Source organism: Providencia sp. PROV114 (genome assembly GCF_032704305.1).
Taxonomy (GTDB): Bacteria; Pseudomonadota; Gammaproteobacteria; order Enterobacterales; family Enterobacteriaceae; genus Providencia; species Providencia rettgeri.
The window spans coordinates 3,238,992-3,260,230 of record NZ_CP120528.1 but is presented as its reverse complement, the minus strand read 5'-3'; the positions used below and the strand labels follow the sequence as shown (position 1 = coordinate 3,260,230).

Here is a 21,239-nt window from a genome sequence, read left to right as displayed (position 1 = left end):
TATTAGGATTATGCATCAGCGGTCTTCTCCTGCATTAGTTGCTGACACCGCGACTTCAGTACGGTTATCACCAAGAAGAACGTGGTCAAATATTTGCCGCACAATGTCACCGACTGCTGGGCCCGCGCCCCCGTTTTCCAGAATAATTGCAACGGCAATCGTGGGTTTATCATACGGAGCATAAGCAATCATCAATTTGTGGTCGCGTAGGTGCTCAGCAAGTTTACTGGCATTATAGGTTTCATAGCTGAAGACCTGCGCAGTACCTGATTTTGCTGCCGCTTTATAAGGGGTACCAATGAAACTACGGCGTCCAGTACCATTCGGTGCATTAGCGACACCGTACATTCCATGCTTCGCTAGCTCCCAAAAACCGGAATTGATATCGCCAATTTGTTTGGTTTCTTTGTCTTCATAAGGCACCATGGCATTACCCAATTTTGTGCCGTAAAGCAAATGTGGGGTTTTAACTTGGCCATCATTGATTAATGTCATTAATGCTTTTGACATTTGAATTGGTGTTGCTGTCCAATAGCCTTGCCCAATCCCAACTGGAATGGTATCGCCTTGATACCAAGGCTTTTTATAGCGTTTTTGTTTCCATTCACGGGTTGGCATGATACCAGAACGTTCTTCTGCAAGGTCAATTCCGGTATAATCACCAAAACCAAAACGACCCATCCACTCAGAAATACGATCAATCCCCATATCATAAGCCACTTGATAGAAGAAAGTATCCGCTGATTCAATGATTGACTTTGAAACATTCAGCTTACCGTGCCCCCAGCGCTTCCAGTCACGGTAACGTTTTTCGGAGCCCGGCAATTGCCACCAACCAGGGTCAAAAATGGTCGTATTCGGTGTGATGACCTTTTCACTTAATGCCGCAACAGAAATAAAGGGTTTTACTGTCGATGCAGGGGGATATAACCCTTGAGTTGTTCGGTTAATCAGCGGTCTGTCAGGATTATTTAATAACGCTTGGTAATCTTTATTTGAGATGCCGTTTACAAACAAGTTAGAGTCATAACTTGGATTAGATACCAGAGCCAAAATTTCGCCATTACGTGGGTCAGTGACCACTACGGCTGCACGGCTGGTGGTTAACAGTTTTTCGATATAAATTTGTAATTCAAGGTCAATAGTGAGGTAGATATCTCGACCTGCTTGCGGTGGTTGCTCATGCAATTGTCGAATAACGCGACCGCGGCTATTCACTTCCACTTCTTCATAGCCGGTTTTACCGTGTAAGACATCTTCATAATAACGCTCAATACCTAATTTACCGATATCATGACTAGCAGCATAATTAGGTAATAAACCTTCTTTATCAAGACGTTCAACATCTTTGTCATTGATTTTTGCCACATAACCAATCACATGGGTTAATGCTGAACCATATGGGTAAGAGCGTCGTTGGTAACTTTTGACTTCTAAACCGGGAAAATGGTACTGATTAACGGCAAAACGAGCAACTTGAACTTCGTTGAGCTGGGTTTTCAATGCAATAGAGGTAAACCGACGTGAGCGCTTACGCTCTTTTTCAAAATTAGTAATGTCTTCGTCAGTTAAATCTACTACATTACGAAGGTTATCTAAGGTTTCTTGCAGATTACTGACTTTTTCCGGCACGATTTCTAGCTGGTAAAACGTGCTATTAAGGGCGAGTTGAGTCCCTCTGCGGTCATAAATAATCCCACGGCTTGGTGCAATAGGCACCAATTTGATTCGGTTATCATTTGACCGTGTTTGGTAATCTTCGTGGCGGACAATTTGTAAGTGATACAAATTGGTCACAAGAATAGACGTTAAAATGACAATCACACCGAAGGCGATAAGCGCTCGGCGGATAAATAAAACTGATTCAGCGGTATGGTCGCGAAAAGGGGTGCGTTGTGTTTTCATCCCATTGCCATTTTGAACATATTTAAACCTGACTATTCCCTGTGATAAGGGTGGTTAGTCGTAATACTCCATGCGCGATAAAGACTTTCGGCAACAAGAACACGAACCAGTGGATGGGGGAGCGTTAGTGGTGATAGTGACCAACTTTGCTCTGCCGCCGCTTTACAAGCAGGTGCAAGGCCTTCGGGACCACCGATTAATAAGCTGACATTACGGCCATCTTGTTTCCATTTATCGAGTTGTACGGCAAGTTTTGGGGTGTCCCAACGATCGCCTGGAATATCCAAGGTGACGATGCGATTTCCTTTACCTACAGCTGCGAGCATTAATTCGCCTTCTTTTTCTAGAATGCGTTTTATATCTGCATTTTTCCCGCGTTTTCCTGCAGGGATTTCCGTTAATTCAAATGGCATATCTTTAGGAAAACGGTGGAGGTAATCCATAAAGCCGGTCTGGACCCAGTCCGGCATTTTTGTTCCAACGGCGATGAGCTGTAATTTCAAACTCAGCTCCAGAGCTTTTCTAATTCATACATACGACGACTCTCATCTTGCATAATATGAACAATGGCATCGCCAAGGTCGACGACTATCCAATCAGAAATACCTTGCCCTTCAACACCTAATGGCATTAAACCATTTTTACGGCAAGCTTCGATTAACCTGTCAGCGACTGACATCAAATGGCGACTTGATGTCCCTGTACAGATGATCATCTGATCGGTAATACTTGATTTCCCTTGAACATCGATAGTAATGATATCTTCTGCTTTAGCATCATCAAGCTGATCGATAATAAATTGTTGGAGTTCAGTTCCTTGCAAAAGGTTCACCTTTTATTCAAATAAACAGAATATCACGTTAAACACTGTTTGTAGTTTGTAGATAAAATAATCGCTGATAACAAAGTAAACATATTAACAGCCCTGCTATTTTACCCTAGATTTTAAGAAAAATCGGCTAAATTATTTTTTATTCATCGTGGAGTGAAATTTATAGGGATATCCGTACATTTGAGCAAGAAGTTTGTGCTAACTTTACAAAATAACGCTAAAAACTGTACTCCTGACAAATATTTTAGAATGAGACATGTATTGTGCAAATAATTAAACCAAAAGTTTTTATATTTGAAGGAATTAATCATCTATCCGCTAATATTCATCCACAGGTGAATTCTATGGTTGAATTTGTAACGAACCTCACCTATGAGCGGATGCAAAATAAAGTTAATGGTATTATTTGCTCTAGACAGCAACTTGTTAAATTACAAGGATTATTCCCTGCGAATATTCCGATATTAACGGATGATAAGCTACAAGATATAGCGTTGTGGGACTGCTTTTTAACGAAATTGTATACGATAGAAAGATTAGATGGTTTATATAACGATTTAACACATCACAACATGATTCAATTTCATAGTTGCCATAAATATCTCATCATGGCGTATTCACCTATTGGCTATCAGTATACAGGGCGTTTAGTGGCGAGTATTAAAAGTAGTACCGATCTTGTGTGTTTTTTTAATCAATATAAAGCCTGTTTAATGGAAATATTGGCGGCAGTGCCAGCAAAAAACATTGAAGTTAATGCGTTGAGCCATATGCAAGGCTATTTCAAACATAAAGCCACGAAAGATGAGAAAAAACGCTTATTATGGCTGATTAATGACTATTTAGCGGGTAATTTACCACTAAACAGGCCATTAGAGATGATGAAGCAATTGCTTGTTCAATACCCAGACAGCTATTTAATGGAGCAAGTTATTTTTGAGCCATATCCTAATAGTTGTTCAATAAGAGAGCTCCCTTATTGTTGGTAAAGGTGCTGTTGATGAATATATTGCAAAACCGCATCTGGAATTAATTCGTGACAAGAGTCGCCCGAGCTTAATTTTTCGCGGATCTCTGTTGCAGAGATATTTACCAATGGGGTATCCCCAATAAAAATGTACCCATTGGCCGTTTGATTTAAAGCAATCGGGTCTGTTGTTTGATGTTCTAACAGCCAGTTTTGCATTATAGGGTCGGAAAATTGAGTGGCATACCCCGGACGCGAACAGACTAATAGATGACAGTTATCTAAAATTCGATCCCAACCGTACCATTTATTAATCGACAATAAAGAATCTTGACCAATAATAAACGCAAGGGGCTTTTCTGGCCCAATTTCTTGACGTAGTTCAGCGAGAGTTTCTATCGTATAAGAAGGGCTATTTTTCGCTAATTCACGCGTATCGATAGCAAATAAAGGGTTATCCTGTATTGCTAACTTCACCATTTCTAAACGTTGTGATGGAGTTGCTTCTGGTTGTGGGCGATGGGGGGGAACGTGGTTTGGTAGCAAGATCACTTTTTCGAGCCCAACTTGCTGAGCAAGGGCTTGCACAGGGCGTAAATGTCCAAAGTGAATGGGGTCGAATGTTCCACCGAATAACGCTAGTAAGTTATGCTGTTTTGAAAATGAATTACTCATGAATAAAATTCTCTGCAAATGCTTTGCCGCATAATAGCATAGACAGTGATTGCAGGTCAGGCCATGGAGAATGGCTAAAATCTTGTTTTATATTGATTTCTGCTTGCGTTAATAACATTAATGCGGATTGCAATTGATGCAGTGTTAAGCGTTGTAAGGCTTCAGTGAGTACACCTCGGCGGTTTTGCCAAACTTTGTGCTGATCAAACAATGTTTTTAATGGGATTGTTACAGATTGGCGTTTCAATGTAATTAGCAGCATCAGATCGCGTTGGATTGAGCGCAATAATATAACGGGCTCAACATCCTCTTGTTGCAGTTGCTCTAAAATATGCCAAGAACGGCGCGATTTACCAGCCAATAGGGCATCAACCCAATGATAGGGCGTAAAATGCGCAGAATCATTCACGGCACTTTCGACACGAGGGTAGGTGAGTTTACCATCAGGATAAAGAAGGGATAGCCGTTCAAGTGCTTGCGCTAAGCCAAGTAAATTCCCTTCATAACAATAGCAAAGTAGTTGGTTAGCTTCGGTTTCTAAAGAAAGCCGCATACTGTAGGCGCGTTTAGAAACCCATTGTGGTAACCGTTGATATTCAGGGGTCAGGCAACTGATATAAATGGCGTCTTGGCTAATCGCTTTAAACCAAGCACTGTTTTCTTGTGCTTTCGTGAGTTTATGGCCGCGTAACACAAGAAGTAGGTCTGAATGGAGTAGCTGCGCCAGTTGATTCAACTTTTCTGCCATGGCAGCGTTAGGGCCATTTTCAGGCAACAGCAGAGTGAGTGTTTGGCGGCTAGCAAACAGGCTTAAAGCTTGACAGAGACTAAAAATTTCATCCCAGTCAGTATTTTGCTCAAGAGCAAACGAAAAATGTTCCTCAAAGCCTTGTTCTTGTGCCGCTTTGCGGATGGCATCTTGGCTTTCTTGAAGAAGAAGGGGCTCATTGCCCCATATTAAATAGCGGCCTCTTAGAGACTCTTGTAACGAAGAGGCCAGCTGTTCAGGGTAGATACGCGTCATTATGGTTGAGTATTCGCATCAGCCGCTTGGTTTTTTGCCTTCTCAAGTTCTGCTGAATGAACAAGCAATAATTTACGTACAATATTACGTGCAGCTTGTTCTTGCATTTCTTGTCTTACAATTTCTTTTTCAGCATCTTTCGCAAGCGCTTCTAAAGGGTTGTCGAAGAAAGTGCGTTCAACACGGCTTTGTAAAGGATAGATAGCTCCATCAGGCATCAACACTTGCACATTCATTACCAGTGTTAATTGTTTCTCTGCCGCTTTACCATCTTGATAAACGGACACAGTTTCAGTGTTTTCATTAGAGCTCAAAACTTTCAAAATGGGGACACCGGCTCTTCCCGTTTCGAGAATGGTCACGTTATTGAGCCGCAGTTGCTCCCTAAGCGCCCTTGTAAGGTAGCCATATGGGTCACTTGAACTTAGCTGCAATGTTCTCAGTTCCTCAGGAATTTGAGTTGTTCCTTGAAGACGAAAACCGCAACCTGCGGTGACTAGTACCGCTAAGCTCAAAAATAAAGTTATCAGATAACGCACCTGGCCTCCTTATCAGCCAATAACCTAATATTAACCTACAACAAGGTTAAGCAATTTGCCTGGGACATAGATTACTTTGCGGATGCTAACACCTTCAAGGTATTTCGCTACGCTCGGTTCATTTTTTGCCATATCTAGGACAAATTCTTGGTTTGCATCAGCCGGAACGGTAATGCGACCACGAACCTTGCCATTAACTTGAACGACAACCAGTTTGGTATCGTCAATCATGGCTGTTTCATCAGCAACTGGCCATTGTGCGAAATCGATGTCTGTTTGGTGACCGAGCGCTTTCCACATTTCAAAGCAAGCATGTGGAATGATTGGAGATAGCATCAGTGTGATTGCTTCGAGAGACTCTTGTACTAATGCACGGTCTTGCTCAGTTTCCTGTGGTGCACGAACTAATTTGTTCAAGAATTCCATGATAGCGGCAATCGCAGTGTTAAATGCATAACGACGACTGAAATCATCGGAGACTTTCGCGATTGTTTTGTGCAGGTCACGACGTAAGTCTTTTTGTTCTGGTGTTAATGTGCTGATATCTAAAGGTGAAGTTGCACCTTTTTGTGAATGCTCATGCACTAAACGCCAAACGCGACGCACGAAGCGGTTAGCCCCTTCAACGCTGGATTCTTGCCACTCAAGGGTTAACTCTGGTGGAGCAGCAAACATCATAAACAGACGAACAGTATCCGCACCGTATTTTTCGACCATTAATTGAGGGTCAATACCGTTGTTTTTCGACTTAGACATTTTGCTCATGCCGGTATACACCAGTTCATGACCTTCATTGTCTACCGCTTTAGTTATACGGTTTTTGTCGTCACGTTCAACAATGGCATCGGCTGGGGAAACCCAAACACGTTGGCCATCGCTACCTGTGTAGTAGAATGCATCAGCCAGCACCATGCCTTGGCACAGTAAGCGTTTTGCTGGTTCATCGGAGTTGACTAACCCTGCATCACGCATCAACTTATGGAAGAAGCGGAAATACATTAAGTGCATGATGGCGTGTTCGATACCACCAATATATTGGTCAACCGGTAACCAGTAGTTTGCTGCCTCAGGGTCTAACATGCCGTCGTCATATTGCGGGCAGGTATAACGAGCATAGTACCAAGAAGATTCCATGAAGGTATCGAAGGTATCGGTTTCACGTAATGCAGGTTGACCATTAATGGTCATTTTAGCCCATTCAGGATCTGCTTTAATCGGGCTTGTAATACCGTTCATTACGACATCTTCTGGCAAAATGACAGGTAACTGATCTTCAGGAACCGGAACCACAGTGCCATCTTCCAATGTTGCCATTGGGATTGGAGCACCCCAGTAGCGTTGACGTGAAACACCCCAGTCACGTAAGCGGTAGTTTACCTTGCGTTGACCAGCACCCAGAGCAACGAGTTTATCTGAAATAGCATTGAAACCCGCTTGGTGGTCTAATCCACTGAATTCACCTGAGTTAATCAGTGCATTTTTCTCAGTCATCGCTTCTTGGGATAAATCAGGCTCGTTGCCATCAGCATCGGCAATAACCGCTTTGATGGGTAAGTTGTATTTGTGGGCGAATTCCCAGTCACGTTGGTCGTGAGCAGGAACGGCCATAACTGCGCCAGTACCGTATTCCATTAAAACAAAGTTAGCGACCCAAATTGGCAGTTTTTCTTGGGTTAATGGATGAATAACGAATAAGCCGGTTGCCATGCCTTTTTTATCCATGGTCGCCATATCCGCTTCCGCAGTTTTGGTGTTACGGCATTCATCAATAAATTGGGCTAATTCAGGGTTATTTGTCGCGGCTTCTTTAGCCAGAGGGTGACCCGCTGCAACAGCCACATAAGTTGCCCCCATAAAGGTATCAGGGCGAGTGGTATAGACTGTTAAGGTTTCATCACGGTCTGCAACATTGAATGTGATCTCAGTCCCTTCGGAACGGCCGATCCAGTTGCGCTGCATGGTTTTGACTTGCTCTGGCCAGTCATCTAATTTGTCGAGGTCGTTGAGCAGCTCTTCTGCGTAGTCGGTAATTTTAATAAACCACTGTGGGATTTCTTTGCGCTCAACAGGGGTGTCACAACGCCAGCAGCAGCCATCAACCACTTGTTCATTCGCCAAAACAGTTAAGTCGTGAGGGCACCAGTTAACCGCAGAGGTTTTTTTGTACACTAAACCTTTTTCATACAGTTTAGTAAAGAACCATTGTTCCCAACGGTAATATTCAGGAGTACAAGTGGTGACTTCGCGATCCCAATCGTAACCAAAACCGAGCATTTTCAGCTGGTTTTTCATGTAATCGATATTGGCGTAAGTCCATGGTGCAGGAGCAGTATTATTTTTAACCGCAGCACCTTCAGCAGGCAGACCAAACGCATCCCAACCAATTGGTTGGAGAACGTTTTTCCCCAACAAACGTTGGTAACGAGAGATAACGTCACCCATGGTGTAGTTACGTACGTGGCCCATGTGTAGTCGACCAGAAGGGTAAGGTAGCATGGACAGGCAATAGTATTTTTCTTTGCTGTTGTCTTCTGTCACTTTGAAAGTTGCTTTTTCATCCCAGTGACGCTGTACTTTAGGCTCTATATCTTCTGGACGATATTGTTCTTGCATGGCACCGATAATCCTATGGTGAATAAAGGCTACATCTGTAGCGTGAATGTCTTTCTTAATTGAGATCCGCATAGCATAGCGGATCTACACCGAAAACAACAATAGTTGATTAGCTGAACCTAATAGGGGGAAGCTGGATATTGTTTTTCGGGGAACGGATCAGGATATTTTACGCTGATAACCAAACAACTTAACTAAAAAAACAGTGAAATGGTAGTGGTTTCGTGAACTATTTCAAATTCAGCAAGTTGTTGTTGATTTATTCGCTTAGGCAATACTCATAGTGCAACAATATTGCCCCGCATGAATGTGTGTTAAGGCTAGGGAGCCTAATGGCTCCCTGAGAAAGATTAATGGAGAATTTTTGCGAGGAAATCTTTTGCACGATCAGATTGTGGGTTAGCGAAAAAGTCTTCTTTTTTACTGTCTTCGACAATCTTGCCTTCATCCATAAAAATAACGCGATTAGCCACTTTTTTGGCGAAGCCCATTTCATGGGTCACCACCATCATGGTCATTCCTTCATTGGCGAGCTCAACCATAACATCGAGTACTTCATTGATCATTTCAGGGTCAAGGGCCGATGTTGGTTCATCGAACAACATGGCGATAGGATCCATACACAGCGCTCGAGCAATAGCGACACGTTGTTGTTGTCCCCCTGAAAGCTGAGCTGGGAATTTATTGGCATGACTGGATAAACCCACGCGTTCCAATAATTTCAAACCTTTTGCTTCAGCTTCTTTTTTATCGCGGTTTAATACTTTAACTTGCGCCAATGTCAGATTTTCAATAATCGACAAATGAGGAAATAGCTCGAAGTGTTGGAATACCATCCCAACTTTAGAGCGAAGTTTTGCAAGGTCAGTTTTTTTGTTATTAACTTGAATATCATTCACAAAAATCTCACCCTGTTGAATTGGTTCTAAACCATTTACTGTTTTTATTAATGTGGATTTACCAGAACCAGATGGCCCGCACACAACCACAACTTCACCTTTTTTAACTTCAGTTGTGCAGTCTGTAAGCACCTGAAACTGGCCATACCATTTGGATACATTTTTCAGGGTTATCATGAAACAGTCCTTTTCTTAAGATAATTCACTAACATAGAAGCGCCAAAACTGATAATAAAGTACACCAGACCCGCAAACAGTACCATCTCTACTTGTGTCCCATCACGCTCACCAATATTGGTGGCAGTACGGAAAAAGTCTGTCAAACTGAGTACATACACGAGGGATGAGTCCTGAAACAGAACAATTCCTTGAGTTAACAACAGCGGCACCATGGCTTTAAAGGCTTGCGGTAATACCACGAGCCGCATGGTTTGCATATTTGTCATTCCCAAAGCTAACGCCGCAGAAGCTTGTCCTCGTGAAATACTTTGAATACCCGCACGAATAATTTCAGAATAATAAGCTGCTTCAAAAAGAGAGAAGGCTATCATTGCAGAAATTAAACGAATATCATTTTTTGGTGATAAGCCTAGAACATTTTGTAATAAGCTAGGAACGATTAAGTAGAACCACAGCAAAACCATAACCAACGGAATAGAACGGAATGTATTCACATACAGGGCTGCAAACCAGCTGATTGGCTTGAATGTGGATAACCGCATCACGGCCAAAACCGTTCCCCACAAAATTCCCACCACTATCGCGGTCAGTGTAATTTTCGCAGTGACAATGAAGCCATCGATTAAAAAGGGCATACTCGGAGCAATTGAGCTCCAATCAAATTCATACATCATTTTATCGCCCTCCAATGGTGCCTGGTAAGCGAACTTTGCGCTCTAATAACGTCATCAAAATCATGATAATGACGTTAATACCGACATAAGCTAATGTAATTGCGGTAAAGGATTCCCATGCGTGAGCAGAATAGTCCAATAGCTTTCCTGCTTGTGCCGCCATATCGACTAAGCCAATGGTTGACGCAATGGCTGAGTTTTTAACCAAGTTCAACATTTCTGAGGTCATTGGTGGCAAAATGACCCGATAGGCATTGGGTAATAGAACGTAGCGATAGGTTTGTGGCAAAGTGAGCCCCATTGCGAGTGCGGCACTTTTTTGCCCTCTAGGCAGTGACTGAATGGCTGCACGTACTTGCTCAGTCATTCGTGCTGCGGTGAATAACCCAAGGCAAAGCATTGAGGAAATAAAGAATTGATAATTAGGATCCAATTCCATTTTAAACCAATCCCCGATTGAACGAGGGAGAAGTTCTGGAATAACTAAATACCAAGTAAAAAATTGTACGATAAGCGGTACGTTACGGAATAACTCTACGTAAGCGGTACCTAAAAAAGCTAAAAAGCGGTTAGGTACGGTACGTAAAATACCGAAAAATGAACCGACTAAAAATGCGATGATCCAGGCGCAAATAGAAAGTGTTACGGTGACTTCGAGGCCAGATATTAACCACCCTAAGTAGGTGGTATTCCCAAAAGGGGCTTCCTGAAGGAAAATCCCCCAATTCCAATTAATAGACATAATATTGACTTCCTGTGGGCAATGAAATTCCCGAATACTGTCGTAAAAGAGGATGCAAGGCGGGGAACGACCGCCTTGCAATTCTTACTTCAGTAATACCCTGTTTGTCTTTTTATTAGTTTAATGCTTTATCATTTGGTTCTTTAAATAAGGCTTTCATTTCATCGGATAACGTAAATTTCAGGTTCAGATTTTTCGGAGGAATAGGTTGGTTGAACCAGCGATCAAAGGATTTTTCAGCGACACCTGATGTTTGTGCATTCGCAATGGTTTCATCGATAAGCGCTTTAAATTGAGGGTCATCTTTACGCAACATACAGCCATAAGCTTCTTCGGTTTGCGGCTTGCCAACGATTTCCCAGATATCCGGTTTCTTCGCTTTTGCACGCTCACCTGCTAACAACGCATCGTCCATCATAAAGGCAACAGCACGACCTGATTCTAAGGTACGGAACGAATCACCATGGTCTTTCGCACTGATAATGCGCATTTTCATATTTTTTTCATCATTTAACTGATTCAACAGAATTTCAGAAGTTGTACCTGAGGTCACGACGACATTTTTACCGGCTAAGTCAGCAAAGTCTTTCACACCAGAGTCACCTTTAGTGAGTAAGCGCGTCCCAACCACAAAGATTGTGTTAGAGAAAGCGGCTTGTTTTTGTCTTTCTACATTATTGGTTGTTGAACCACATTCAAAATCAAATGTGCCATTTTGCAGGAGTGGAATACGGTTTTGTGATGTGATTGGAATGAGTTTGACTTGCAGATCAGGCATGTTTAATTTTTTCTTCACTGCATCAACAATGGCATTTGAATAATCCTGTGAGTAACCAACCACTTTCTGGCTATTATCATAGTAAGAGAAAGGTACGGAAGATTCACGATGACCAACAACTATTACACCGTTGTCTTTGATTTTTTTCAGGGTGCCGTTTAACTCCTCTGCTTGGACTGCGCAGGTTGCACCTAAAATCATCATCGATAATACAAGTTTACTTATACGCATAGTTACAACTCCTTTAGAACATCGGTGTAAACCCGTTGTAATTTTTAAGGTGCTATCGCGAGATAACGCCTGAATTACTGTGGTTTCGTAGTGTTGTGTTTGCAAATATTTCGCAGATTTAGACAATTCCGCGATTATCCGCTATATGTTTTATTGTTGTTAAAAAGTAATTAAATTTGTTAATTAATGAAAACGAATTGTTTCAATTTCGGGAGCTGTCTCGCATATTATTTGGGTAATTTTTGAATTACCGCACTAACATGGTGATTTACCATCTAAAATTGTCTTAAATTGATAATCATGCACTGTTAAGGTGCAAGTTATCTTCGTTTCATGCCATATATTAGATAAAGCAATTTGCGTGCCTAGTTTTGGTAGAACTGCATTTTTGTTTACTGAAAAAGAGGGTGATATTTGTAAAGTTAGCTGATGGCACTTGTACGGAATGTTTTGCTGTGTAAGATGTAACCTCTATTTAACTTATAGATGGGGTAACGGTATTAGTCAAAGATAGGTTTTTATCGTTATGGTTGTCAAAGTCGCATAATTAGTGTTATTTCAGGAAGTTATACCAAGATGCGCATGAACAGGCATTTAAAATTAGGTAAAGGATTAGTGATATTCGCCTGTCTGATGGTATTGGTTTGTATGAATCAACGTGCCGTCGGAGAGCGTTTGCTCGCCAATTTTTTTGTGCCAGATGTATTAGCGCAAGCACAAATTAACACGGGTACTCACGTTTCTTATATCGATCAGTCACAGGTAAAACAAAGTGATAGCAGCGGTACACATCTTTCCAGCTGTGAACTGAGTGCTAAGTCATTAATGACTTTGTTACCTGCTGTTCTTGAACCATTCTTCTTCATGTTTCTTTCTTTGGCTGCGCTAACTTTATTTTGTACTAATCTATTTATATCTAGAGCAAATAATGAAGAGAAGCATGCCCCTCCAAGAGTCAGACGACACTTACAATTTTGTAATCTTCGGAATTAGCACACAACGGATAGGGACTCGTTTGTGTAATTTATTCTGGAGGAAACAATGCGTTTTTTAATTAATTCATTTTTTATATTTTTTGCACTATTTTCGAGCAGTTTATACGCTGCAGATACGGGGTGGTTGCAACCTGCGAATACGGGGTGGATGAATGACAACACTCCACGGCATGCGCAGGTCAGGTTATTAAGTTCGGCACAGGAAAATGGCAAAATCGACATTTTGCTCGATGTAAAACTTGATGACGGGTGGAAAACCTATTGGCGTTCGCCTGGCGAAGGTGGAGTCGCACCTGAAATTGTATGGTCGTCACCTGTTGAATCAACAGATTGGCAATGGCCAACACCTGGTCGCTTTGATGTCGCGGGTGTTTCAACTCAAGGCTATATGGGAGATATTGTTTTCCCCATTACAGTCACAAGTAATGAAAAGCTCGATAAACTTGCTGGAACACTCACGTTATCAACCTGCAGTAATGTGTGTATTTTAACCGATTACCCGTTTGAACTCGATTTAACAGAGCCAGCTCCTGCTGACTTTACTTGGGCATTTAACCAAGCCAAAGGGGCGGTTCCACCATCTAGTGGCTTAGTAGAGCAAACCAAAGTTGGCTTTACCAATGATAAGCTAATCATTGAATTACAAAAAAGTTCAGGAAATTCGTGGGAACAACCTAACATTTTTACTGATGTGGTTGAAGGTGCAGCATTAGGCGTGCCTGTAATAGAGACAACAGGCAATCATTTAACAGCAACAATAGATGTTGGTGATGATTGGGGAGGCGAGTCTCCCGATTTAACCGGTAAAACAGTTTCTTTTGTGGTTGCAGATGGCGAAATTTCGCAGCAAATTAGTCATCAAGTGAGTACATTTACTGGCACGATAGCATCAAAAGTGAGTGGTGCTTCGTTATGGCAGGTGATGCTATTTGCACTTTTGGGGGGCTTGATCCTTAATCTGATGCCATGCGTTCTGCCTGTGTTAGCGATGAAACTTGGCTCTGTATTGATGGTGCCTCATGGTGAGCAAAATACCATTCGCCGTCAGTTTTTATTGTCATCTCTTGGTATTTTAGTTTCCTTTTGGTTACTGGCGCTATTGATGACGTTATTACGAGTCGGTCAACAAGCTGTTGGTTGGGGTATTCAGTTCCAAAACCCATGGTTTATCGGTTTTATGGTATTGGTAACAGCGCTATTTACTGCAAATTTATTTGGCTTATTTGAAATCAACTTAGGTAGCAAGGCCAATACACGCTTGGCAACAGCTGGGGGGCATGGTAGCAGCGGTCATTTTTGGCAAGGGGTATTCGCGACATTATTGGCAACACCTTGCTCTGCACCATTTTTGGGCACAGCCGTAGCATTTGCACTGGCAGCGCCGATGGAAGAGTTGTGGTTGATCTTCACCGCATTAGGTATCGGTATGAGTTTACCGTGGTTACTGATCGCTGCTTTTCCGGCTATCTCTCGCTTACTACCAAAACCAGGTATGTGGATGCTGAAATTACGCGCCATACTAGGGTTAATGATGCTGGTATCTAGCTTATGGTTAATTAGCTTATTAATACCACATTTTGGTGTGCCTACTTCGACGGCGATTGCTGTCATTTTCTTAGTATTATTAGTTGTTTTTATCGCGATAAAACGAGGTGTAAGGGCAGCTATCTTGCCATTCATATTATTTGCCGTTTTTGCTGGTGGGTTTGTTTGGATGACGCAAGAACAGCATTCCGGCAGCCGTTCTCTCGTTAAAGATACCGTAAATTGGCAACCTTTGACTGAGCAAGCGATTACGGCTGCGCTGGCGGATAACAAGCGCGTCTTTATTGATGTTACTGCTGAATGGTGTGTGACTTGTAAGGCAAATAAATACAATGTACTACTGAGAGATGATATCCAACAGCTACTTAGTGAACCTGATGTTGTTGCTTTACGGGGTGATTGGACCAAACCTTCACCTGAAATTACGGCATTTTTACAAAAACGTGGGCAGGTCGCTGTTCCATTTAATCAAATTTATGGCCCTAACTTGGCCGAAGGCGAAGTACTGTCAACAATACTTGACCGTGAATCGCTAATATCCGTTATGAATCAGGCCAAAGGAGCCACAAAATGAAAAAAACAATCTTAGCCGTTTTATTTTCGTCGCTAATGATGGGGTCAGTAGCACAAGCGGCACCTTTAAGTGCAGACCAAGAAGCGCAAGTGCGTAAATTAGTGCGTGATACTTTGATTGAAAACCCAGAAATTTTGGAAGAAGCGATTGTTGCCCTGCAAGCTAAACAAGGGGAAAGACAACAAGCCCAAATGAAAGAAACGTTAAAAGCGGAGCACGATGCTTTGTTTAATGACCCAACCAGCCCGCGTATCGGTAAAAAAGATGCCAAGTTAGTTTTGGTTAATTTTACTGATTTTAACTGCCCATTCTGTAAGCGTTTCGACCCACAACTGATGGATCTTGTGAAAAAATACCCTGATGATGTGGCTGTGGTAATTAAATACTTACCATTTAAAGGCCAGACTTCAATGGATTCAGCTCAGTTAACCATGACGCTGTGGCAAGAAGACCCGAAAGCATTTGAAGCTCTACACCACAAATTTATGCAAAAACAAGGCATGCTATCAGATGCCAATATCAAAGATGCGCTTAAAGCGACAGGAAACGATAAACTGAAAGCCAGTGATAAGAGCCGTGATGGCATTCGCACCAATATGATGTTGGCAGAGAAATTGGGTGTGAATGGTACGCCAGCAACATTGGTAGGTGATGAGTTGATCCCAGGTGCTATTGATGCACAGCAGTTTGAGGCGGTAGTGAAGGAGCAGTTGGCTAAGCTCAAATAATCCTCGTTATCCTCGTCATATTTCGCGCTGTGGCGTTGTTGGCTGCTCTCGACTACGTGAGTCACATACTTGTGTATGCTCCCCACGATAGTCTCGTTTGCCGCCTAGCCACAACGCGAATTATTTAGAGGATAAAGATTAAATAATCCAAACTCTAAAATTAGAGGATAAAGATTAAATAATCCAAACTCTAGAATTAGAGGATAAAGATTAAACAATCCAAACTCTAAAATTAGAGGATAAAGATTAAACAATCCAAAACTCTAGAATTAGAGGATAGGAAAACAAATATTTAATTAAATGCTAAAGCATTCATTTTAAGTGGATGTTTTGGTTTCTTACATCATTGATTTGTACTATTTGATACCAAATAGGTAAGCAACTATATGAATAAAATAAAAAAATGGTCTAAAGAAATTATTGTTTTGGCAATTATTTTATTTATTGCCTTTACAGTGATGGATTTATGGCGCAAGCCACAAACCCTTGCGCCTGTATTATTGGAACAACACACTCTGGCCAACGGTGAGACGGTTTCATTGGCAGAGTTAAGTAAAGAAAAACCGATATTGGTTTATTTCTGGGCGACGTGGTGTGGGGTCTGTAATTTGACTTCGCCAACGGTATCAGAATTAAGCCAATCAGGTATGCCAATTATTTCGGTAGCGATACGTTCAGGTGAAACATCTCGCTTAATCAAGGGGATGGAAAACAAGGAGCTAACCTTTCCTGTGATCAACGATATAAGCGGGCAACTTTCCAATGCGGTTGGGGTCAGTGCGACGCCCACTTTTATGGTGATTGATAACGGTGAGCTAGTCAGTTTTACATCGGGTTGGACGAGTTCTTATGGCTTAAAAATGCGTATGTGGTTGGCATCTTTTTAGTTTTCTATCATCCCCTTTGGGCTAAAAAAGGGGATTTTTCTGCCTATAAGTTTAATTTATCATTATGGTAAACTCATTCGGCTATATAAATAATAAAATAGGTGAATGGGATGGCTATGTTTAAAAAAGTGGTTGGATTATTTTTAGGTGTGATACTAATCGCGGGATGTTCCCCTGAGGTGGAAGAGAAAACAGTACCGGAACAACCGTCAGGAACGATCGAAAATTCACAAATAGAACAGCGTTATGATGAAATAAAAGCTAATTCAACAGAAGATAAAATTAATGCCTTTAATGCTAAAGGAGATGATGACCCAACGATGTTACGGGGCATTTTTCTGTCTGACATGGCAGAATCATTACCTATGCTGATTGATGATGTGACTCTATTGACTGAAGTCACCGCGAAAAATGGCATGTTATTTTACCAATACACCATCAAAGGGATCCCTGATAACGTATTGGAAGGCGATAGCTGGCAGCAAAATATGCGTGAAATTTTGAACCGCAACTACTGCGGTAAAAATGCAGGTATGGATATTTTGCATGGAATGTTCCCTGAAGGCATTACGCATAATTACCATAAGTCCAACAAACTCATTTTTACTTATATTGTGACCCCTGCGATTTGCCAATAGCATTCATTGCGGTGCCTGATAATATTGATTTATCAGGCAGTTCAAAAATTAAAATTCCAAATTACGAATAAAACGGTAATCCGCTGATTGTGGTTTTAAGCGATATAAATTAGCAGGGCGACCGCGCTCATGGCGTTTCTCTCCAGTATCAATCAACAAATCCGCTTGTTCAAGTCGGCGCCTAAATGATTTATTTTGCAGGGGCTTACCAATCAGAACTTCATGGACATGTTGAAGTTCAGCTAAGGTAAAAACTTCAGGTAATGCAAAGCCTGGAACTATCGAATAAAGTGATTTTTGCTTTAGACGTTCTCTCGCTTGTTGATAGAGTTTAAAATGGTCGAACGCAAGAGAAAGCTGATCTATTTCATCAATAGAGACCCACCTGACAGAATCTACTGTATCAATATGGGCTTCACAGGCTTGGTAAGCAATTAGAGCCGTATAACAAACAGTGACAGACCAACCGCGTGGATCACGTTGGTGGTTTCCAACTGTACAAAGCTGCTCAATATAAGGGGGGATCACGCCTGTTTTTTCTTTTAGTTTACGTAAAATAGCTTCTTCTAAGGTTTGATCATGTTGCTCATCAATAAATCCTCCCGGCAAACCCCATTTCCCCTTTTCGGGGAAACTAGCTCGTTCAACCAGTAATACCTTCAACGTGTTTTCATGGTAAGCAAACAAAACGGCATCGACAGTGAGTAAAGGTGATAAATAATCCTTTCTGTCATAGCTAGCAAGAAATTCTTTTTCATTCATATTGTTACCACTCAAATTCAAAGGTGAAGTTTAGGGGGAAATCATACAGATAAAAATAGTTATTGTCATTAGGACATTTATTTCTTGACTTCTTTTTGTCTATAAGACAATAATAAATTAAAGTCTTAAGGACATTAATGAGGAGTGCACTATGTTTAACTTTAAATATTTCAAAGCAGACTCATCAACTTTTGTTATTCAATCAGTGAATGGAAAAGTGCGTAAACAAGGTAAGGGGCTCAGTTTTTGGTATAACTCGGATAAAACCTCTATTGCGGCGCTTCCATTGAATGCACAAGAAGCCCCCTTTATTTTTAATTTACAATCTTCTGATTTCCAAAGTTTACGTATTCAGGGACAAATTTCTTTTCAGGTAGTCGCTGCCGAAAAAACGGCGGATGTTTTAAATTTTAACTTAACTAAAGATGGAAAAAGCTATGCATCTGAAGATCCACTTAAACTGAGCGACAGGGTAGTGCGTGCGGCTCAAACTATTATCCAAGCTAAGATACAAACTACTTCATTACGAGATGCATTATTGATTAGCCAATCATTAGTGACATTAGTTAGCAAGCAACTTGCAGAACAAGCTGCAATCGAGTCATTAGGCATCGCTATTTTAGATGTTTCCATTGCAGCAATTGCACCTTCACCTGAAACCCTCAAAGCATTAGAAGCACAAGCGAGAGAATCCATTTTGAAAGAAGCGGATGACGCTATCTATGCCAGACGAAAATTTTCTGTCGAACAAGAAAGGACGATTAAAGAAGCTGAGCTAGAAACTGACTTATCTGTGCAGGCCAAAGAGCAGCAAATTGAAGAAGCTCGCCTTGATAATGAACGTAAGTTGTTACGTGAACGTGCAGAGATTAAGCAAGAAGAATTAACAGCACAGGTGAGTGCGGAAGCAAAACGTAATGAGTTGGTGGCACTTAGCGTGGAAAACCAACGGATCCAATCTGATGCAGATGCCTATGCGATTGAATCTAAAATGAAAGCTTATAGCCAATTACCAGTGGAGAACTTAAAAGCGCTTGCGTTAGCGAAAATGGGACCAGAGCAATTGATGGCAATGGCATTTGAATCATTAGCACAAAATGCAGGAAAAATTGGCGAGTTAAATATTTCCCCTGATTTATTTGGACAGCTAATGAAAAAAGGGGCGAAATAATGAATAAGATTGATGATGCCCGATTCATTCTCGTGATACGTAAAACTCGCTTACAGGAGCTCATTGAACGCTTCAATACATGGCCTCAGGCAAAATTTTATTTGGAACATAATCATGTGGAAGTCGATGATTACTTGAATGAACATGATTTATATCAGCGGCAATTAGTTCAAGCTGAATCAATTTTGAAGTCTTTAGGCCGATTTCAATTATTGGAAAGAAAATTATTACCAAGCTACCAATTTTCTAAGCAGGACATTATCGTCGTGATTGGGCAGGATGGCTTAGTGGCTAATACGTTAAAGTATTTAAAAGGGCAGCCCGTTATTGCGATTAACCCCGATCCTGCAAGGTGGGATGGAAAACTACTGCCATTTGAAATTAGTCAATTACAGGAGGTGGTAACGAAAACATTGAAAGGTCAGGTTGAACAAAAATCAGTGACCTTTGCACAGGCAACAACCAATGACGGGCAATCACTACTGGCGGTGAACGATTTATTTATTGGCCCGAAAAGCCACACATCGGCACGTTATTTATTGAACTGGAATGGAGAACAAGAGTTTCAATCATCCTCTGGAATTATTATATCGACCGGACTTGGGTCAACGGGGTGGTTTCAATCTATTTTAGCGGGGGCACAGGCAATTATGGGAGGGAATAATCATCCGTTAGCACAAGGATTTGGCTGGGAGGAATGTAAGTTACAGTTTAGTGTTAGGGAGCCGTTTTTAAGTAAAACGACAGGAACCAGATGGGTATTTGGCACGATAGAGCCGAGTAACCCGTTAGCGGTGGAGTCATTAATGCCCGATAACGGCGTTATTTTTTCCGATGGTATTGAAGATGATTTTTTACAATTCAATGCAGGTTGTATTGTGACAGTGAAAATTGCAGATGTACGAGGGTTATTAGTTGCTTAGTCGGTAATTCCCCCTAAAAATAATCGAGTTGATAAGTAGAATTTTCTCTAACAATAAACACTGGAGAAAATGATGGAAAAAACAACCTTTACTGATGCTCAAATCATTTCTATTTTAAAACAAGCCGAACAAGGTGTTCCCGCTGCACAATTTTGTCGAGAGCATGGCATGGGTAATTCGACGTTTTATAAATGGTGGGCAAAATATGGTCGTATGGATGTATTGTTGATGGCGGAAATGAAAAGCCTAGGGGCTTCTTTGCATGAAAATTACTCATCGGTATTTTGGTATCGAAAGACGATTGATAAGCTAATTTTAACAATTAATTAGGATTACAGCATATAAGAGTAGTGTATTGGCACTATATTAATAAGATTCAATAAAAAGATAAATATAGTGTTATGGCGATAGTCTATTTGATAAATTAATTGAATCAACTTGTCGAATATTCAAATCCTAAACTATATAGTATACATATATTAAATAATCAACAAAATGTGACCGTGATTTTAGCGATTTTTAATCATTACTTATCCTCTATTGAGGATGATAAATAGTAAAACTAAACTAAAATTTGGCAAGTGCTTGCTAAATTAGTGATAGTTTGGGTTTTTAATATTGAATGCGAATATCCTGTAATTAATGGGTAGTTATAATCAGATTAAACAATTATAACTATAGCTATTATACAAATAATCAAAAGCATCGATGATTAATAATTTATTGGTGATCGTATAAATATTGAGGAGCATGGTCTCAAGTTTTAAGGAAAAAGATAGCTAAGATAGGTATGAATCACTTAATGAAATCACGAATTTAGAGTTGTTTAACTCGTTATAATTTAAAGGGAATATCTCAGGATGGCTGTATTTGCAACTATAGGAAATGGCTTTTGTATGGGGATAATACTTTGCCATTACGCACTGTGATTTATCATTAATTTTTAAAGTATATAAG

At 41.0% G+C, this 21,239-nt stretch carries 20 protein-coding genes and 1 pseudogene; 9 read left to right on the top strand and 12 right to left on the bottom strand.

Annotated elements, in window-relative coordinates; translation table 11 throughout:
* Positions 1-15 precede the first annotated feature (15 nt).
* The 3 genes from mrdA to rsfS are packed head-to-tail and all read right to left on the bottom strand — an operon-like array spanning position 16 to position 2,737.
* The gene (gene mrdA / locus P3L37_RS14570) at positions 16-1,905 is read right to left on the bottom strand and encodes a peptidoglycan DD-transpeptidase MrdA (RefSeq protein WP_238562722.1); all 1,890 of its coding nucleotides are present in this window, start codon (positions 1,903-1,905) and stop codon (positions 16-18) included.
* Positions 1,906-1,937: 32 nt separating this feature from the next.
* A complete protein-coding gene (rlmH, locus tag P3L37_RS14565) occupies positions 1,938-2,408 on the bottom strand; it encodes a 23S rRNA (pseudouridine(1915)-N(3))-methyltransferase RlmH (RefSeq protein WP_004908925.1) in 471 nt (156 codons plus the stop codon).
* Positions 2,409-2,410: 2 nt separating this feature from the next.
* On the bottom strand, positions 2,411-2,737 hold the full coding sequence (gene rsfS, locus P3L37_RS14560) for a ribosome silencing factor (RefSeq protein ID WP_080641496.1): 327 nt from the start codon (positions 2,735-2,737) through the stop codon (positions 2,411-2,413).
* A gap of 344 nt (positions 2,738-3,081) precedes the next feature.
* Between rsfS and P3L37_RS14555 the strand changes: the two genes are divergently transcribed.
* Positions 3,082-3,726 (top strand): DUF1722 domain-containing protein, encoded by a 645-nt coding sequence (locus P3L37_RS14555; protein ID WP_231136567.1) that lies wholly within the window; start codon positions 3,082-3,084, stop codon positions 3,724-3,726.
* On the opposite strand, the gene nadD is transcribed toward P3L37_RS14555, so the two are convergent.
* The 8 genes from nadD to P3L37_RS14515 all read right to left on the bottom strand — a co-directional run bounded on the left by nadD (position 3,714) and on the right by P3L37_RS14515 (position 12,059).
* On the bottom strand, positions 3,714-4,379 hold the full coding sequence (nadD, locus tag P3L37_RS14550; protein ID WP_109913207.1) for a nicotinate-nucleotide adenylyltransferase: 666 nt from the start codon (positions 4,377-4,379) through the stop codon (positions 3,714-3,716). The two genes, P3L37_RS14555 and nadD, sit on opposite strands and share 13 nt — an antisense overlap.
* Positions 4,372-5,403: a DNA polymerase III subunit delta gene (gene holA / locus P3L37_RS14545; protein ID WP_109913206.1), complete on the bottom strand. Its 1,032-nt coding sequence runs from the start codon at positions 5,401-5,403 to the stop codon at positions 4,372-4,374. Before holA ends, nadD begins: the two co-directional genes overlap by 8 nt.
* Positions 5,403-5,942, bottom strand: coding sequence for an LPS assembly lipoprotein LptE (gene lptE / locus P3L37_RS14540; RefSeq protein ID WP_004908937.1), 540 nt, complete (start codon positions 5,940-5,942; stop codon positions 5,403-5,405). Before lptE ends, holA begins: the two co-directional genes overlap by 1 nt.
* Before the next feature lie 30 nt (positions 5,943-5,972).
* The gene (gene leuS, locus P3L37_RS14535; RefSeq protein WP_109913205.1) at positions 5,973-8,555 is read right to left on the bottom strand and encodes a leucine--tRNA ligase; all 2,583 of its coding nucleotides are present in this window, start codon (positions 8,553-8,555) and stop codon (positions 5,973-5,975) included.
* Positions 8,556-8,905: 350 nt separating this feature from the next.
* Positions 8,906-9,631 (bottom strand): amino acid ABC transporter ATP-binding protein, encoded by a 726-nt coding sequence (locus P3L37_RS14530; protein WP_004257041.1) that lies wholly within the window; start codon positions 9,629-9,631, stop codon positions 8,906-8,908.
* On the bottom strand, positions 9,628-10,305 hold the full coding sequence (gene gltK / locus P3L37_RS14525) for a glutamate/aspartate ABC transporter permease GltK (RefSeq protein ID WP_109913215.1): 678 nt from the start codon (positions 10,303-10,305) through the stop codon (positions 9,628-9,630). The genes P3L37_RS14530 and gltK overlap by 4 nt, the downstream gene beginning before the upstream one ends.
* Before the next feature lie 4 nt (positions 10,306-10,309).
* Positions 10,310-11,050, bottom strand: coding sequence for an amino acid ABC transporter permease (locus tag P3L37_RS14520; RefSeq protein ID WP_109913204.1), 741 nt, complete (start codon positions 11,048-11,050; stop codon positions 10,310-10,312).
* Positions 11,051-11,165: 115 nt separating this feature from the next.
* Entirely contained in the window at positions 11,166-12,059 is an 894-nt protein-coding gene (locus tag P3L37_RS14515) for an amino acid ABC transporter substrate-binding protein (protein WP_004908948.1), read from the bottom strand.
* 582 nt (positions 12,060-12,641) lie between these two features.
* On the opposite strand from P3L37_RS14515, the gene P3L37_RS14510 reads away from it, so the two are divergent.
* The 5 genes from P3L37_RS14510 to P3L37_RS14490 all read left to right on the top strand — a co-directional run bounded on the left by P3L37_RS14510 (position 12,642) and on the right by P3L37_RS14490 (position 17,426).
* Positions 12,642-13,052 (top strand): hypothetical protein, encoded by a 411-nt coding sequence (locus P3L37_RS14510; RefSeq protein ID WP_042851762.1) that lies wholly within the window; start codon positions 12,642-12,644, stop codon positions 13,050-13,052.
* A 48-nt stretch (positions 13,053-13,100) separates the two neighbouring features.
* A complete protein-coding gene (locus tag P3L37_RS14505) occupies positions 13,101-15,173 on the top strand; it encodes a protein-disulfide reductase DsbD family protein (protein WP_109913203.1) in 2,073 nt (690 codons plus the stop codon).
* The gene (locus tag P3L37_RS14500; protein WP_004908958.1) at positions 15,170-15,901 is read left to right on the top strand and encodes a DsbA family protein; all 732 of its coding nucleotides are present in this window, start codon (positions 15,170-15,172) and stop codon (positions 15,899-15,901) included. Before P3L37_RS14505 ends, P3L37_RS14500 begins: the two co-directional genes overlap by 4 nt.
* 386 nt (positions 15,902-16,287) lie before the next feature.
* Complete coding sequence (locus P3L37_RS14495; protein ID WP_004908960.1) at positions 16,288-16,788, top strand: protein disulfide oxidoreductase; 501 nt, start codon at positions 16,288-16,290, stop codon at positions 16,786-16,788.
* 110 nt (positions 16,789-16,898) lie between these two features.
* A complete protein-coding gene (locus tag P3L37_RS14490; RefSeq protein WP_117162198.1) occupies positions 16,899-17,426 on the top strand; it encodes a protein K in 528 nt (175 codons plus the stop codon).
* A 48-nt stretch (positions 17,427-17,474) separates the two neighbouring features.
* On the opposite strand, the gene P3L37_RS14485 is transcribed toward P3L37_RS14490, so the two are convergent.
* The gene (locus P3L37_RS14485) at positions 17,475-18,188 is read right to left on the bottom strand and encodes an NUDIX hydrolase (RefSeq protein ID WP_004908966.1); all 714 of its coding nucleotides are present in this window, start codon (positions 18,186-18,188) and stop codon (positions 17,475-17,477) included.
* 151 nt (positions 18,189-18,339) lie between these two features.
* On the opposite strand from P3L37_RS14485, the gene P3L37_RS14480 reads away from it, so the two are divergent.
* The 3 genes and pseudogenes from P3L37_RS14480 to P3L37_RS14470 form a co-directional block, all read left to right on the top strand.
* Entirely contained in the window at positions 18,340-19,359 is a 1,020-nt protein-coding gene (locus P3L37_RS14480; RefSeq protein WP_109913202.1) for an SPFH domain-containing protein, read from the top strand.
* The gene (locus P3L37_RS14475) at positions 19,359-20,282 is read left to right on the top strand and encodes a sugar kinase (protein ID WP_109913201.1); all 924 of its coding nucleotides are present in this window, start codon (positions 19,359-19,361) and stop codon (positions 20,280-20,282) included. The genes P3L37_RS14480 and P3L37_RS14475 overlap by 1 nt, the downstream gene beginning before the upstream one ends.
* Before the next feature lie 72 nt (positions 20,283-20,354).
* Positions 20,355-20,531, top strand: a pseudogene (locus P3L37_RS14470) (transposase); the annotation flags it as partial.
* Between the last annotated feature and the right edge of the window lie 708 nt (positions 20,532-21,239).